The sequence below is a fragment of the Pedobacter arcticus A12 genome (assembly GCF_000302595.1).
In the GTDB taxonomy this organism is placed as follows: Bacteria; Bacteroidota; Bacteroidia; order Sphingobacteriales; family Sphingobacteriaceae; genus Pseudopedobacter; species Pseudopedobacter arcticus.
In genome coordinates this window covers 497289-513674 of record NZ_JH947125.1, presented here as the reverse complement: position 1 = coordinate 513674, position 16386 = coordinate 497289, and the positions used below count along the sequence as shown (strand labels likewise).

Below are 16386 nucleotides of genomic sequence, written 5' to 3'. Positions count from 1 at the left end.
TTCCCGTTGATTCCGTCTGTTCCTTTTGGACCTGCTGGACCGGTTGCGCCATCATTCCCGTTGATTCCATCCGTTCCTTTTGCGCCGGCTGGACCGGTTGCTCCGTCGTTTCCGTTGATTCCGTCTGTTCCTTTTGGACCTGCTGGACCTGTTGCGCCGTCATTCCCGTTGATTCCGTCTGTTCCTTTTGGACCTGCTGGACCGGTTGCGCCATCATTCCCGTTGATTCCGTCTGTTCCTTTCGGACCCGCTGGACCGGTTGCTCCGTCATTTCCGTTTATTCCATCCGCTCCTTTTGCGCCGGCTGGACCGGTTGCTCCGTCATTCCCGTTGATTCCGTCTGTTCCTTTTGGACCTGCTGGACCGATTGCTCCGTCGTTTCCGTTGATTCCGTCTATTCCTTTTGAACCTGCTGGACCAGCTTCACCTTTATCCCCTTTCGGACCGGTCGTTCCTGCTGGACCTGTTGCTCCATCATTCCCGTTGATTCCATCTGCTCCTTTTGGACCGGCTGGACCGGTTGCGCCGTCGTTTCCGCTTATTCCGTCTGTTCCTTTCGGACCGGCTGGACCTGCTTCACCTTTCGGACCGGTCGTTCCTGCTGGACCTATCGGACCTTGAATTCCTTGAGGACCCACTGCACCATCACCTCCATCTTTCCCAGGATTCCCATCAGGACCTTTATCTCCAATTAATCCTTTGTCACCAATAGGTCCTTTTGCTCCAGTTGCACCAGTCAAACCTGTTACACCAGCTGGACCTCTTTCTCCAACTAGACCTGCATCTCCTTTAGTACCTTTTTCACCAACAACACCTTTCAATCCCACTTCGCCTTGAATACCTCTTTCACCCTGTAAACCTTTATCACCCTGTGGTCCTTTATCCCCAATCAATCCCTTATCGCCTGGCAAACCCTTATCTCCTTGCGGCCCTTTGTCGCCAACCAATCCTTTATCTCCTGTTGGCCCAACACTCCCTCCAGCCTGAGCGTTACCTCTCCCGCTGGACTTTGCATAAAGAGCAAACGGCACCGCCAATAGCTCCGAACTTCCAAAAGGCTGAAAGTTATTACCTCCTGTTAAATCGAGCTCTACTTTTAAAAAGTAATTAGAGACAGAAAAATCCACATCAGTCAGTTTAATTGAGGATGTTGGAGTTCCTCTACCCACGATATGGTTGAATAAACCAAACTGGTTGGTTGTCATCTTCTGGGTTTCGGTATAAACCTCAACACCATTAGACGAACCACTTAATACTGTAAATCGAGCATTAATTTTCTGGTTTGTGAGTTCTTTACCGTCTGCTTTCCTTACCACTGCTTGGTATTGGAAACCATTCATGCCGTCTTGTGCAAAAGTTGCGCTTGTTAAGAAAAGCAGTAGACCTAGGACGAAGAGTAGATTTTTTTTCATTTATTTTTGTTTAACCTATTGTTTAAATCAAGATTTGAGCCGCAAGAATCAATAAAGTTTAAAACTCAACCCTGCTCGTTTTTTTATATTAAAATTCATCTGTTAGAATTTACAAAAGCTTCCTTAATACTGTTTTGAGGGTCTATTAATACGACGTTCAACCCCTTGAATACCTGTCGACTATTTTCAATTTCAGCAGCTAGATAAATTAATCCCAGAAAACCAATTACATGATTTTGCGAAAAAAACTTCCCAAAAAGAGATTTACGGGCAAAAATATACTCATTTATCAGTTCTTAGACTTTCCTCCTTAACTCTTGCAAAAATGTTAATAACTTTAAAAGTTTTCCACACAGCATCTCATCTTTAAAACTGACATGTATCAGTTATATCTATTACCCTGCTATTAAGTTTCCATGGAAACTTCAGTTTACGGCACTTTAAAACTATTATTTTCTTTGACACCCAATTATACGACTGTTTGCATTTTTAAGTTGTAGTTTTTTCACACATTACCGAAATAACAGGAATCCCTTTTAAAGGAAAGAAATGTTAAATTTGGAGTATGACTAAAACAGCAGAAAAATTTGTAGAAATTTCTTCCCAAAAATCTTTCGATATTCCCCATAGAGGGATTATAAATACCAATATCGGAAGGTACAATACTGCTGTTGAAAGAGGCCTTTCTCGTTTAGTCAATATGGAACATGCAAAGCGCAAAGGCCACCAGATCAAATGGAAAGTAATGGAGAATTTAGACAAACTTTTGCCTGAGTTTGAAAGTAATTTCCAGAAAAAAGGTGGTAAAGTTTTATGGGCAAATACAATTGACGAGGCTAACAAAGAAATTTTAAACATTTTAAAAAGAGTTAACGCTAAAACAGTTATCAAGTCCAAATCAATGGTTACCGAGGAGATTCATTTAAATGAGTTCCTAGAATCGAACGGAATTGAATCTTTAGAGTCTGATTTAGGCGAATATATTGTGCAGCTACTGGGTCAAAAACCTTATCATATTGTCACTCCTGCGATGCATTTAAGCAAAGAAGACATCGCAAAACTGTTTCACGATAAATTTGGAACACCTCCAGATGCAACACCTCAACAACTAACTTTAAAAGCAAGAGAATTACTAAGAGATAAATATTTAACTGCAGACGTCGGCATTACGGGTGCTAACTTTTTAATTGCTGACACAGGAAGCATTGCTATTACAGAGAATGAAGGCAATGCCAGGCTAACGACTACCTTCCCAAAAATCCATATTGCTATTGTTGGGATAGAAAAAATGATTCCTTCTATTGCGGATTTGGATTTATTTTGGCCAATGCTATCAACCCACGGAACTGGGCAAAATTTAACGGTTTACAACACGATATTAAGTGGTCCGAGACAAGAGAATGAAACCGACGGGCCTGAGGAAATGTATGTTATATTACTTGACAATGGACGTACAGAACTTTTAGCACAAAAAGAACAAAGACAAGGTTTATATTGCATTAGATGCGGAGCATGTTTAAATGCTTGCCCTGTTTATAAAAACATTGGTGGCCACACTTATGACACTACCTACAGCGGACCAATAGGCTCACTTATTACCCCACATTTAAAGGGGATGAAAGAATTTAAGCACCTCAGCTATGCCTCAAGTTTATGCGGAAAGTGCACCGAAGTTTGTCCAGTTAAAATTGATATCCATAAAATGCTTTTGTTAAACCGAAGAGATGCCGTTAAAGCCAACCTGAATACCAAAAGTGAAAGTATTGGCTGGTTTTTATGGAAAAAAGGAATGTTAAAAAGAGGTTTAATGGATGCTTTTGGGGGGAAATTCAAAAACACAATCTTGAAAAATTTCTTCAGCAAATATTGGGGAGAAAAAAGACAATTACCTAAAGTGGCCGACCAATCTTTTAGTGCGAAATGGAAAAAAGAAAACCAAAGTATTAAATAAGTATTTATAATTTTTAATGGACAAAAAAGTCGAAATTCTTTCTAAGTACGTCCCCTTGCCAGCAGCTCCATTACTTGCAAAATGGATTGATTTTTATCATTGTGACTTTAAGATTTCGAAAAGTAGGAGTAGTAAGTTTGGTGATTACAGACCGCCTCAAAGGGGAGAAGGTCACAAAATATCTATAAACTATAACCTAAATCCTTATGCTTTTTTAGTAACTACCGTACATGAGTTTGCTCATTTGGTAACTTGGAAAGAGTTTCAGCAGCAAGCAAAACCGCATGGTACTGAGTGGAAGCTAAATTTCAAGAGAATGATGCAACCCTTCTTTGAGCTAGAAGTTTTCCCTAATGAAGTCAAAATTGCCATCCAAAACTATTTAACAAATCCGGCAGCATCGAGTTGTTCCGATATCAATCTATTTAAAGCTTTAAAAGCTTTTGATGTAAAACCAGCAGGTTCGTCTACAGTTGAGCAAATAAAGGAAAATCAAATCTTTTGTCTAAAAAACGGACGGACTTTTAAAAAGCTTTCAAAGATCAGAAAACGGTATCGTTGTATAGAAATAAAGTCGGGTTTGGTTTATTTGTTTAGCCCGATTTCGGAAGTTTTTCTTGTGAATACTGAAAAGGAAACATAATTCATCCTCTTCTAAAATCTGGAGATGAAAATTTCTATGATAAAATAAGCTATCTCGATCCAAGAGTACGAGGTATTAAATAGGTTTTTTTTATCGACGCAAGCGTCGGGGAATTAAACCCTTAAACTGATTAAGTTCAGTCACGATTAGAATTAAATTATCTAACTTGGTATAACCTAAATCGCCAAGTATGAAACACATAACCGTCCTCCTAACTATACTCTGTTTTAGTTTTTTTTCGGCGAAAGCCCAAGAAGTAACTAACAAGGAAGTAACAGATTCCACAACTCACTTCAAAACAATAAAACCTTTGCAACTGATTGACGGTCAAATTTTAGGTGATGGACTATTTTTTAGTATAAACTACGATACCCGATTTAAAACCAGCAATAAAGGCTTGGGTTTAAGAGCCGGGGTAGGTATTCTATTTGGTGCTGCTCTTCCCGTATCTATAAATTATCTTATCGGAAATAGTAATAAAAGAAGTTTTTTGGAATTAGGAGCAGGCGGTACAGTTTATTTTAAATATAAGAGCTTTAATTTTTTTGATGAAAACTAAATAGTTCCAGTTACTTACATTATGTACCGGTATCAAGCACTTAAAAGTCCAAATACGTTTAGGATAGGAATAACTCAATTATATGTGTTTGGAGAGGATTACGCTAAATATAGATTTTACTACCCCACTTTAAGTTTAGGTCATATTTTAGGGCGCAGACCCAAATAAAAAAAGGTCTGCAATTTCTTGCAGACCTTCTATTCAGATTATGAGTTCTCAAATCTCACATCTATTATCTCAAATCGAAGAACTAAGCCTCAACTTCTTCTTCCTCTTCTTCTTTCTTAGAAGCCATCAGTTTATCGTATTCTTCTTGAGAACCAACAATGATTCTTTCGTAATCACGTAAACCTGTACCCGAAGGAATTAAGTGTCCAACGATAACGTTTTCTTTCAAGCCTAATAAATGGTCACGCTTACCAGCAATTGCTGCTTCGTTTAACACCTTAGTAGTCTCTTGGAAAGACGCCGCAGAGATGAATGACTTAGTACCTAACGATGCTCTGGTAATACCTTGCAACATTGGGCTTGCTGTAGCGGCTCTTGCTTCACGAGCAGTAACCAACTTCATATCCTTACGTTTTAACTGTGAGTTTTCATCACGTAATTTACGTACAGAAACGATTTGACCTGATTTTAACACGTTAGAATCTCCGGTTTCTTCTACAACCATTTTGTCGTAGATTTCATCGTTCTCTATTGCGAAATCAAATCTATCAACTGCCTGCTTCTCTAAGAACATGGTATCTCCAGCATCTTCGATCAGCACTTTCTGCATCATTTGGTGAACGATGGTTTCAAAGTGTTTATCGTTGATTTTAACACCCTGCAAACGGTAAACTTCTTGAATACCATTTACTAAATATTCCTGAACCGCTGCCGGACCTTTAATAGATAAGATATCTCCAGGAGAGATAGCACCATCAGACAATGGCATACCTGCTTTGATAAAGTCGTTTTCTTGTACCAAGATGTGCTTAGAAAGCGGAACCAAGTATTTCTTAATCTGCCCGTCTCTAGATTCGATAGTTACCTCACGGTTACCACGTTTAACACCTCCTAAAGTTACAACACCGTCAATTTCAGTCACTACGGCTGGATTTGATGGGTTTCTAGCTTCAAACAATTCCGTTACACGTGGTAAACCACCTGTAATATCTCGTGTTTTACCGCTTGTACGAGGAATCTTAACTAAGATCTCTCCCATTTTAATCTCGTCACCTTCATCAACGGAAATGTGAGCACCTACCGGAACGTTATATTCTCTGATAGAACCACCTTTTTTATCAACGATTTTAACAACAGGGTTCTTAGTTTTATCTCTAGTATCGATAATTACTTTTTCTCTGTGACCAGTTTGCTCATCAGATTCCTCACGGAAAGTAACACCTTCAATTACTGCTTCAAATTCAACCTTACCAGTAAATTCAGAGATAATTACCGCGTTATATGGATCCCATGAACAAATTCTATCTCCTTTAGTTACGTTATCACCTTCTTTTACATAAAGGAATGATCCGTAAGGGATGTTGTTTGTCATAATTACTCTTCCAGAATTTGGATCAGTAATCTTGAATTCACCTGAACGACCTAAAACAACTTCAGTATCTCCATCATCGTTTGATCTAGTAACCGTTCTTAAGTTTTCAAACTCAATAACACCATCAAACTTTGCATTAATCTGAGATTCTGCTGCAATGTTAGATGCAGTACCACCCACGTGGAAAGTACGTAAAGTTAACTGTGTTCCAGGCTCTCCAATTGATTGTGCTGCAATTACACCAACTGCCTCACCCATTTGAACTGGCTTACCAGAAGCTAAGTTACGTCCGTAACATAATGCGCAAACTCCACGTGGAGCTTCACATGTTAATACCGAACGTATTTCAACACCCTCTACTGGAGATTCTTCGATTGCTCTTGCAATTTCTTCAGTAATATCTTGATCTGCTTTTACATATAATTCGTTAGTAATTGGGTCGTAAACATCATGTAATGAAGTACGTCCTAATATCCTATCGTATAATGGCTCTACAATATCCTCGTTGTCTTTTAAAGCTGTAGTAAACATACCTCTTAACGTACCGCAATCGTGGTGTTTAATTACCATATCCTGCGCCACATCATGTAAACGACGAGTTAAGTAACCCGCATCGGCAGTTTTCAAAGCCGTATCGGCCAAACCTTTACGAGCACCGTGAGTAGAAATAAAGTACTCTAATACAGATAAACCTTCTTTAAAGTTTGAAAGAATTGGGTTTTCGATAATCTCACCTCCAGAACCTGATTTCTGTGGTTTCGCCATCAATCCCCTCATACCACATAACTGACGAATCTGCTCCTTAGAACCACGGGCTCCAGAATCAAGCATCATGTAAACAGAGTTGAATCCTTGATTATCGTTAGTCAACTGGGTCATTACGTGAGTAGTTAACCTGTTGTTGATACGAGTCCAGATATCAATAATCTGATTATAACGTTCGTTATTAGTAATGAAACCCATGTTATAGTTACCCATAACATCGTCAACTTCTGCTCTAGCTTGCTCTAATAAGGTATGTTTTTCTGTAGGGATATTTAAATCCTTCAAGTTAAACGATAAACCACCTTTAAATGCCGACTGGAAACCTAAAGTTTTAATCTCATCTAAGAAATCAGCTGCGCCAGCCATACCGGTTATCTTCACTACTTCACCAATAATATCTCTTAAAGATTTCTTAGTTAATAATTCGTTGATAAAACCAACTTCTTTAGGCACAACCTCATTAAATAATACTCTACCAACGGTGGTATCAATTATTTTAGAAACAAGTTCGCCTGATTTCTCTCTTACGTTTGTTTTAACTTTTATAAAAGCGTGAACATCAACTTTCCCCTCATTGTAAGCAATATTTACTTCTTCTGATGAGTAAAACGTTTGTCCTTCTCCTTTTACAATATGTCCTTCTTCAGTTTTACGGCCTTTGGTCATGTAATAAAGACCTAAAACCATATCCTGAGATGGTACTGTAACTGGAGTTCCGTTAGCCGGATTTAAAATATTGTGAGAAGCTAACATCAAGATTTGGGCCTCCAAAACTGCAGCGTTACCTAGTGGTACGTGAACTGCCATCTGGTCACCGTCAAAATCCGCGTTAAACGCAGTACACACTAATGGGTGTAATTGAATAGCTTTACCTTCTACTAATTTTGGTTGGAAAGATTGGATACCTAACCTGTGCAACGTTGGCGCTCTGTTTAAAAGAACTGGGTGTCCTTTTAATACATTCTCCAAAATATCCCAAACTAATGGATCTTTTCTGTCAACAATTTTCTTTGCAGATTTTACCGTTTTAACTACTCCACGCTCAATCATTTTACGAATGATAAACGGTTTGAATAATTCAGCAGCCATATCTTTAGGCAATCCACATTCGTGTAGTTTCAAAGTTGGTCCTACAACAATTACAGAACGTCCGGAATAATCCACACGCTTACCTAATAAGTTTTGACGGAAACGACCTTGTTTACCTTTTAAGATATCTGATAAAGATTTCAAAGCTCTGTTACCTTCAGTTTTAACAGCATTCACTTTACGTGAGTTGTCAAATAATGAATCTACAGCTTCCTGTAACATACGTTTTTCGTTACGTAAGATTACTTCTGGAGCTTTAATCTCCATCAATCTTTTTAAACGATTGTTACGGATGATTACTCTTCTGTACAAATCATTTAAATCTGAAGTTGCAAAACGACCACCTTCTAAAGGCACTAACGGACGTAATTCTGGAGGTATAACCGGAACAATTTTAACAATCATCCACTCTGGGTTATTCTCAATACGTGTTCTTGCTCCACGGAAAGCTTCTACAACTTGAAGACGTTTTAAAGCCTCATTTTTACGTTGTTGAGAAGTCTCGTTTGCTGCTTGGTGACGTAAATCATAAGACAACTGATCTAAATCTAATCTTTTCAATAAATCCTCTAATGCATCAGCACCCATTTTGGCGATGAATTTATTAGGATCTTTATCATCCAAATATTGATTTTCTTTAGGTAATTTATCTAAGATATCAAGGTATTCTTCTTCCGTTAAGAAATCCATGTAATTGATTCCCTCGTCAGCCATCATACCTGCTTGGATTACCGCGTACCTTTCGTAATAGATAATTAAATCTAAACGTTTTGTAGGCAATCCTAATAAGTAACCAATTTTGTTAGGTAACGATCTAAAATACCAAATGTGCGCAACAGGAACCACCAAGTTGATGTGTCCCATACGCTCACGACGTACTTTTTTCTCAGTAACCTCAACACCGCAACGGTCACAAACGATTCCTTTATAACGGATTCTTTTGTATTTACCGCAATGGCATTCGTAATCTTTAACCGGACCAAAAATTCTTTCACAGAACAAACCATCACGCTCAGGCTTATAAGTTCTGTAGTTGATGGTTTCCGGCTTTAACACTTCACCGCTTGACCTTTCCAAAATTGCTTCTGGAGATGATAAGCTGATGGTAATTGAAGTGAAATTACTTTTTATTTTACTATCCTTTTTGTAAGACATATTCTTTCTTAAGTTGAAAGTCATAAGTTAAAAGTTGAAAGTCCAGTGTCGCCACTTTAAACTTTCAACTCTAAACTTTTAACTTATTAGTCTAATGTAATATCTAATCCTAATCCTCTTAATTCGTGAACCAATACGTTGAATGATTCTGGAACTCCTGGAGTTGGTAAGTTTTCGCCTTTTACGATAGCCTCGTAAGTTTTAGCTCTACCTACCACATCATCAGATTTTACGGTTAAGATCTCTTGAAGAATGTTTGATGCACCAAATGCTTCTAAAGCCCAAACCTCCATCTCACCAAAACGCTGACCACCAAATTGTGCTTTACCACCCAGTGGCTGTTGTGTAATTAATGAGTACGGTCCGATAGAACGAGCATGCATTTTATCATCAACCATGTGACCTAATTTCAGCATGTACATAATACCTACTGTAGTTTGTTGGTCAAAACGATCTCCGGTTAAGCCGTTATATAGATAAGTTCTTCCAGATTCTGGTATTCCTGCTTTTTCTACATAACCTGCTACTTCTTCTTGAGAAGCACCATCGAAAATAGGAGTTGCAAACTTAACACCAAGTTCTTTACCTGCCCAACCTAACACAGTTTCGTAAATCTGTCCAAGGTTCATACGAGAAGGTACACCCAGTGGGTTAAGGATAATATCAACTGGTGTTCCATCTGCTAAGAAAGGCATATCCTCATCTCTTACGATACGAGCAACGATACCTTTGTTACCATGACGACCAGCCATTTTATCACCAACTTTTAGTTTACGTTTTTTAGCAACATAAACCTTAGCCATTTGTACAATTCCTGATGGAAGTTCATCTCCAACACTGATAGCAAATTTATCTCTTCTGTAAGCACCTAACTCTTCGTTAGTTTTGATACCGAAGTTGTGTAGCAAGATTTTGATTAGATCATTCTTATCATCATCAGTTGTCCATTTTGTTGGGTTGATGTGGTTATAATCTAATTCCATTAACAGCTTTTGAGTGAATTTAACACCTTTTGCTATCAACAGTTCTTTGTACACATTATAAACTCCTTGTGATGTTTTACCATTCACAATGGTAAATAATTTATCAACTAAACTTTCGCGAAGCTCTCTTACAGCTTTTTCATGTTTAGCATCTAACTTTTCGATCAATGCTTTCTCTTCAGCTTTAGAAGTTTTCTTAGCTCTAGAGAATAATTTAGTATCGATAACTACACCTTTAATAGATGGTGGAGTTTTCAAAGATGCATCTTTAACGTCACCAGCTTTATCACCAAAGATTGCTCTCAGTAATTTTTCTTCTGGAGATGGGTCAGACTCTCCTTTTGGAGTAATCTTACCTATTAAAATATCGCCTTCTTGTACATCAGCACCAACTCTAATAATTCCATGCTCATCTAAGTCTTTTGTAGCCTCTTCAGAAACGTTTGGAATATCCGGTGTCAATTCTTCTTCTCCACGTTTGGTATCACGAACTTCAAGTTCGAATTCTTCAATATGAAGAGAAGTAAATATATCTTGTGAAACTACTCTTTCAGAGATTACAATCGCATCCTCGAAGTTGTATCCTTGCCAAGGCATGAATGCTACTTTTAAGTTGATACCTAATGCTAATTCTCCGTCTTGTGTAGCATATCCTTCGCAAAGAACTTGTCCTCTTTCAACTTTTTGACCTTTTTTAACAATTGGCTTTAAGTTGATACAAGTGCTCTGGTTGGTTTTCTTAAATTTAATTAAGTTGTATGATTTTGATTCGCCATCAAATGATACTAACCTATCATCATCGTTTCTTTCGTACTTGATGGTGATTTTATTTGCATCAACATACTCAACAACACCGTTTCCTTCTGCGTTGATCAATGTTCTTGAATCACGAGCAACTCTACCTTCTAATCCTGTTCCAACAATTGGAGCTTGTGGACGTAATAAAGGCACAGCTTGACGTTGCATGTTAGATCCCATCAGGGCTCTGTTCGCATCATCATGCTCTAAGAAAGGAATCAATGAAGCTGCAATTGAAGTAATTTGGTTTGGAGCAATATCAATGTAATCTAACTTTTCAGGGTCGATTACCGGGAAGTCACCTTCATATCTTGCTTTTACCTTATCTTCTTCAAAAACGCCACCATCACTATATTGAGCACTCGCTTGTGCAATAGTCATTCCGTCTTCATCCTCAGCACTTAAATAAGTAACCGGCTTATCCATTACCACCACACCGTCATTAACTTTACGGTAAGGCGTTTCGATAAATCCTAAATTATTTATTTTAGCATGCACACAAAGTGAAGAAATCAAACCAATGTTTGGTCCCTCTGGAGTTTCAATCGTACACAACCTCCCGTAGTGAGTATAGTGAACGTCACGAACCTCGAAACCAGCTCTTTCACGTGATAAACCACCTGGACCTAAAGCCGAAAGACGGCGTTTGTGTGTAATCTCTGCTAATGGATTGGTTTGATCCATGAACTGAGATAACTGATTAGTTCCGAAGAAAGAGTTAATTACAGATGATAATGTACGGGCATTAATTAAATCTGTTGGAGTAAACACCTCGTTATCACGGATGTTCATACGCTCACGGATTGTTCTAGCCATACGAGCCAAACCAACACCAAACTGAGCATAAAGTTGCTCACCTACAGTTCTAACCCTTCTGTTTGATAAGTGATCAATATCATCTACATCTTCTTTAGAGTTGATTAGTTTGATCAAATATTTCACAATCGCGATAATGTCTAACTTAGTTAAAACCTTAGTTTCAACTGGTGTATCCATTTTTAATTTACGATTGATTCTGTAACGACCTACGTCTCCTAAATCATAACGTTTGTCTGAAAAGAACAAACGATCAATGATACCACGAGCAGTTTCCTCATCAGGTGGATCTGCGTTACGTAATTGTCTATATATATGTTCTACCGCTTCTTTTTCAGAATTGGAAGTATCTTTTTGCAACGTATTGTAGATAATTGTATAATCTCCAGAGTTTGCATCTTCCTTAGAAAGGATCAATGTTTTAACTCCAGCATCAACAATCATATCTATATGGTCGTCTTCCAAAATGGTTTCTCTTTCAAGAATAATTTCGTTTCTATTGATAGAAACTACTTCACCAGTATCTTCATCAACAAAATCTTCAACCCATTTTTTTAGAACTCTGGCAGCAAGTTTACGACCTACATATTTTTTCAAGCCAGACTTACTAACCTTAACCTCATCAGCAAGATCAAATAATTCTAGAATGTCTTTATCAGAATCATAACCTATTGCTCTTAAAAGCGTAGTTACTGGGAATTTTTTCTTACGATCAATGTAAGCATACATCACGTTGTTCACATCCGTTGCAAACTCAATCCATGAACCTTTGAAAGGGATAACACGAGCCGAGTAAAGTTTACTTCCGTTTGTATGGCGGCTTACGCCGAAGAATACTCCCGGAGAACGGTGCAATTGAGATACAATAACACGTTCTGCACCGTTGATCACGAAAGTACCTTTAGGTGTCATATAAGGGATAGTTCCCAAATAAACATCCTGTACGATGGTTTCGAAATCTTCATGCTCTTCGTCGTTACAAGATAAACGAAGTTTTGCTTTAAGAGGAACGCTGTAAGTTAGTCCACGCTCTATACACTCCGTGAGGTCGTAACGCGGTGGATCAATAAAGTAATCCAGAAATTCGAGAACAAAGATGTTTCTTGAATCAGAGATCGGAAAGTTTTCAGCAAATACTTTAAATAAGCCTTCTGTGTGTCGGTTATCTGAAGTTGTTTCTAGCTGAAAGAATTCCTTGAACGATTGGATTTGTACATCCAGAAAATCAGGATAATCTAACACATGCTTACTTTGAGCAAAGTTTATCCTTTGATTGCTTTTGTTTGCCAAGGGTCTTAAATTTTAGTTAAACCGAAAATTCGATTAAAAACTGAACCTATGTTCAGTATAAATTTGGTGATATACACCAAAAGCCGTAAACTCCGTCCGCCGATTAGCAGATGGAGTTTAAGGCTATTTTGTTATTTGAGTTAAGTAAATTACTTAATCTCAACAACAGCTCCAGCTTCTTCAAGCTGCTTTTTTAATGCTTCTGCTTCGTCTTTAGTAACACCAGCTTTCAATTCTTTTGGTGCACCATCAACTAAATCTTTAGCTTCTTTTAATCCAAGACCAGTTAAGTCTTTAACTAATTTTACTACAGCTAATTTAGCTCCACCAGCTTCTTTCAAGATTACATCAAAAGATGTTTTCTCTTCAGCAGCAGCTTCACCAGCAGCGGCAGGACCAGCAACAGCAACTGCAGCAGCAGCTGGCTCGATACCATACTCGTCTTTTAAGATTTGAGCTAATTCATTAACTTCTTTAACAGTTAAGTTTACTAATTGTTCAGCAAACGATTTTAAATCCGCCATTATATTTAATTTTAAAATTTTACTATTTAATAATTTATATCAAACTCAAGGTGTTTGAATTAACCTTCTCTTTCTTGTAAAGTTTTGACAATTCCTGCCAATTTGTTTCCGCCAGACTGTAATGCTGAAATAACATTTTTAGCTGGAGACTGTAATAATCCAATGATTTCACCGATAAGTTCTTCTCTTGATTTAAGATTAACTAAGGTATCTAATTGGTAATCGCCTATGAAAACAGTCGAATCTACATACGCTGCTTTTAAAACTGGTTTCTCTTCTTTTCCTTTTCTTAACGATTTAATTAGCTTAGCCGGAGCGTTTGCATTCGTTGAGAACATTACAGATGAAGAACCTTTAAGAACATCGAACAAAGGAGTTACATCACCATCTAATTGCTCTAGAGCTTTTTTGATTAAGGTGTTCTTAACAACTTGCATTCCGATTTCGTTCTCGAAACATTTACGGCGAATAATATTGATCTTTGCCACCGATAGACTAGAAGTGTCAGTAATGTAAAAATTACCAGACTCTTTCATTCTCTCAGCTAAAGCAGAAACAACTTCGTGTTTTTCTTCTCTTCTCATAATCTTAAATTCCCGCTACTGATTTAGTTTCAATATTTATTCCAGGAGACATGGTAGAAGAGATATTAATACTCTTAAAATATGTTCCTTTTGCCGCTGATGGTTTCAACTTAGAAATTACTTGAAGAACCTCCAAAGCATTTTCATAAATCTTATCAGAAGGGAAAGATACTTTACCTATTGAACAGTGTATGATACCGGTTTTATCAACTTTAAAGTCGATCTTACCACCCTTAACGTCAGTTACTGCTTGTCCCACATTCATGGTTACAGTTCCTGATTTAGGATTTGGCATCAAGTTACGCGGACCTAAAATACGACCTAACTTACCAACCTTAGCCATACAGCTAGGTGTAGTAATAATAATGTCGACATCTGTCCAACCACCCTCAATCTTAGCTATATACTCATCCAAACCTACAAAATCAGCTCCTGCAGCTTTTGCTTCTTCTTCCTTATCAGGAGTTACTAAAGCTAAAACGCGAACTGTTTTTCCGGTACCATGAGGTAAAGTTGCAATGCCACGAACCATTTGATTGGCTTTACGTGGATCCACACCTAAACGAACATCAATATCTACTGATGAATCGAATTTGGTAGTGGTAATGTCTTTTACCAAGGCAGCTGCATCTTTTAAAGAATAAGCTTTACCGTCTTCAAGTTTGGAAAGTGCCGTCTTTTGATTTTTTGTTAATCTTGCCACTTGTCTTTTACTTAATGTGTTAATTAATTAGTCCAGGGTGCATCACCTGTAACATTTATTCCCATACTGCGGGCTGTGCCTGCAACCATCTTCATTGCTGAATCGATTGTGAATGCGTTCAAATCAGACATTTTATCTTTAGCGATAACTTCTACCTGCTCCCAAGAAACCTTGGCAACTTTTTTACGGTTTGGCTCTGCTGATCCACTTTTTAAATTAGCAACTTCCATTAACTGGATTGCAACCGGTGGATTTTTGATGATAAATTCGAAAGACTTGTCTGCATAAACAGTGATTACAACAGGAAGTACTTTGCCTGCTTTATCCTGGGTACGAGCATTAAATTGCTTACAGAATTCCATAATGTTCACACCTTTTGCTCCTAATGCAGGACCAACTGGTGGAGACGGATTTGCTGCCCCTCCCTTGATTTGTAATTTGATTAACGCACTGACTTCTTTTGCCATTTTTTATTTATTTATTTCTCAACGTTAATAATGTGGAAGCATTTGTAACATTTAAGATCTTGTTAGTATCAAGTAAGGAGTATCAAGTAGGAAGTACCAAGTATCAAGAACTTATATGTCTTGCTACTTGATACTAAAATCTTGCTACTTCATAAATCTTGCTACTCTATTTATTCTTTTTCAACTTGCATATAGTTAAGTTCCAATGGCGTTTTACGTCCAAAAATCTTAACCATAACTTTCAGTTTTTTCTTTTCTTCGTTTACCTCTTCAATAACTCCAGAGAAACCGTTGAAAGGTCCGTCCATTACTTTGACATTTTCGCCAACGTAATACGGCACACTCATCATCTCTCCCTGCTCTGCCATCTCATCAACCTTACCTAAAATACGGTTAACTTCTGCGGGTCTTAAAGGAACTGCATTACCAGCTTTATCTCCTAAAAAACCTATTACACTATTGATTGCTTTGATTATTTGTTCTAATTCTGCGTTTAAAGCAGTTTCAACTAAAACATATCCTGGGTAGTAGTTTCTTTCTTTTGCTATTTTCTTACCATCTTTCATTTGGTAATATTTTTCCATCGGTATTAAAACCTGTGGAACCAAATGTGTAAGACCTAAACGGCTTATCTCTGCATCTATATATTGCTTTACCTTCTTCTCTTTTCCGCTTACCGCCCTAACAACATACCATTTCAATTGATCGCTCATGCCTTATTTTTATGCAAATGATTTATACATTAACTTAAGTAAGTTTCCTGCTGACTCATCCATTGCCAAAATAATTAAAGCAATAATAAGTGATGCTACTAAAGTAATTACAGCACTATTCTGTAATTCACTCCAAGTTGGCCAGGTAACTTTTTCACTTAGCTCGATATATGATTCTTTTATGTATTCTGCAAAACCAGCCATTTTTACTTTTTTTTTGCGTTAGCACGGGAACAAGGATTCGAACCCTGATCAAAGGTTTTGGAGACCTCTATTCTACCGTTGAACTATTCCCGTGTGTATAAGAAACCTGCTAGCAGGTTTCAATTTGCTTTTAGATAAAAAGTACTCAGGAAATACTTCCCAAGTACTTTTTATATTTCAAATCCTTAGT

Annotated in this window: 11 protein-coding genes, 1 tRNA gene and 1 pseudogene; 3 read left to right on the top strand and 10 right to left on the bottom strand. The window is 37.7% G+C overall.

Translation table 11 applies throughout. The features are described 5' to 3' along the window. A pseudogene (locus tag B176_RS21110) lies at positions 1–1412 on the bottom strand (hypothetical protein); the annotation flags it as partial. Positions 1413–1977: 565 nt separating this feature from the next. Between B176_RS21110 and B176_RS0103440 the strand changes: the two are divergent. The 3 genes from B176_RS0103440 to B176_RS0103430 all read left to right on the top strand — a co-directional run bounded on the left by B176_RS0103440 (position 1978) and on the right by B176_RS0103430 (position 4565). Then, positions 1978–3363: a LutB/LldF family L-lactate oxidation iron-sulfur protein gene (locus B176_RS0103440; protein ID WP_017257379.1), complete on the top strand. Its 1386-nt coding sequence runs from the start codon at positions 1978–1980 to the stop codon at positions 3361–3363. Positions 3364–3379: 16 nt separating this feature from the next. Beyond that, complete coding sequence (locus B176_RS0103435; protein WP_017257378.1) at positions 3380–4006, top strand: SprT-like domain-containing protein; 627 nt, start codon at positions 3380–3382, stop codon at positions 4004–4006. Positions 4007–4196: 190 nt separating this feature from the next. After that, on the top strand, positions 4197–4565 hold the full coding sequence (locus tag B176_RS0103430; protein WP_017257377.1) for a hypothetical protein: 369 nt from the start codon (positions 4197–4199) through the stop codon (positions 4563–4565). 250 nt (positions 4566–4815) lie between these two features. Here the strand turns inward: B176_RS0103430 and rpoC are convergent, their stop codons facing one another. The 9 genes from rpoC to B176_RS0103385 all read right to left on the bottom strand — a co-directional run bounded on the left by rpoC (position 4816) and on the right by B176_RS0103385 (position 16289). Then, positions 4816–9114, bottom strand: a complete 4299-nt coding sequence (rpoC, locus tag B176_RS0103425; RefSeq protein ID WP_017257376.1) for a DNA-directed RNA polymerase subunit beta' — start codon at positions 9112–9114, stop codon at positions 4816–4818. An 86-nt stretch (positions 9115–9200) separates the two neighbouring features. Continuing rightward, a complete protein-coding gene (gene rpoB, locus B176_RS0103420; RefSeq protein ID WP_017257375.1) occupies positions 9201–13001 on the bottom strand; it encodes a DNA-directed RNA polymerase subunit beta in 3801 nt (1266 codons plus the stop codon). Positions 13002–13150: 149 nt separating this feature from the next. Next, the gene (gene rplL / locus B176_RS0103415; RefSeq protein ID WP_017257374.1) at positions 13151–13525 is read right to left on the bottom strand and encodes a 50S ribosomal protein L7/L12; all 375 of its coding nucleotides are present in this window, start codon (positions 13523–13525) and stop codon (positions 13151–13153) included. Positions 13526–13584: 59 nt separating this feature from the next. Continuing rightward, positions 13585–14109 (bottom strand): 50S ribosomal protein L10, encoded by a 525-nt coding sequence (gene rplJ / locus B176_RS0103410; protein ID WP_017257373.1) that lies wholly within the window; start codon positions 14107–14109, stop codon positions 13585–13587. Positions 14110–14113: 4 nt separating this feature from the next. Further along, positions 14114–14812 carry a 50S ribosomal protein L1 gene (gene rplA / locus B176_RS0103405; protein WP_017257372.1) on the bottom strand — a complete coding sequence of 233 codons (699 nt, stop codon included), beginning with the start codon at positions 14810–14812 and terminating at the stop codon, positions 14114–14116. 23 nt (positions 14813–14835) lie between these two features. Beyond that, on the bottom strand, positions 14836–15279 hold the full coding sequence (rplK, locus tag B176_RS0103400; protein ID WP_017257371.1) for a 50S ribosomal protein L11: 444 nt from the start codon (positions 15277–15279) through the stop codon (positions 14836–14838). 170 nt (positions 15280–15449) lie between these two features. Beyond that, positions 15450–15992, bottom strand: a complete 543-nt coding sequence (gene nusG / locus B176_RS0103395) for a transcription termination/antitermination protein NusG (RefSeq protein ID WP_017257370.1) — start codon at positions 15990–15992, stop codon at positions 15450–15452. 9 nt (positions 15993–16001) lie between these two features. Then, positions 16002–16196, bottom strand: a complete 195-nt coding sequence (secE, locus tag B176_RS0103390; protein WP_017257369.1) for a preprotein translocase subunit SecE — start codon at positions 16194–16196, stop codon at positions 16002–16004. Positions 16197–16218: 22 nt separating this feature from the next. Further along, positions 16219–16289 (bottom strand) — tRNA-Trp (locus B176_RS0103385). Between the last annotated feature and the right edge of the window lie 97 nt (positions 16290–16386).

Bases quoted from the DNA above. Each gene is read 5' to 3' on its own strand.
- B176_RS0103440 (WP_017257379.1), top strand. From the start codon at position 1,978: ATGACTAAAACAGCAGAAAAATTTGTAGAAATTTCTTCCCAAAAATCT.
- B176_RS0103430 (WP_017257377.1), top strand. From the start codon at position 4,197: ATGAAACACATAACCGTCCTCCTAACTATACTCTGTTTTAGTTTTTTT.
- secE (WP_017257369.1), bottom strand. From the start codon at position 16,196: ATGGCTGGTTTTGCAGAATACATAAAAGAATCATATATCGAGCTAAGT.
- B176_RS0103435 (WP_017257378.1), top strand. From the start codon at position 3,380: ATGGACAAAAAAGTCGAAATTCTTTCTAAGTACGTCCCCTTGCCAGCA.
- nusG (WP_017257370.1), bottom strand. From the start codon at position 15,992: ATGAGCGATCAATTGAAATGGTATGTTGTTAGGGCGGTAAGCGGAAAA.
- rpoC (WP_017257376.1), bottom strand. From the start codon at position 9,114: ATGTCTTACAAAAAGGATAGTAAAATAAAAAGTAATTTCACTTCAATT.
- rplJ (WP_017257373.1), bottom strand. From the start codon at position 14,109: ATGAGAAGAGAAGAAAAACACGAAGTTGTTTCTGCTTTAGCTGAGAGA.
- rplL (WP_017257374.1), bottom strand. From the start codon at position 13,525: ATGGCGGATTTAAAATCGTTTGCTGAACAATTAGTAAACTTAACTGTT.
- rplK (WP_017257371.1), bottom strand. From the start codon at position 15,279: ATGGCAAAAGAAGTCAGTGCGTTAATCAAATTACAAATCAAGGGAGGG.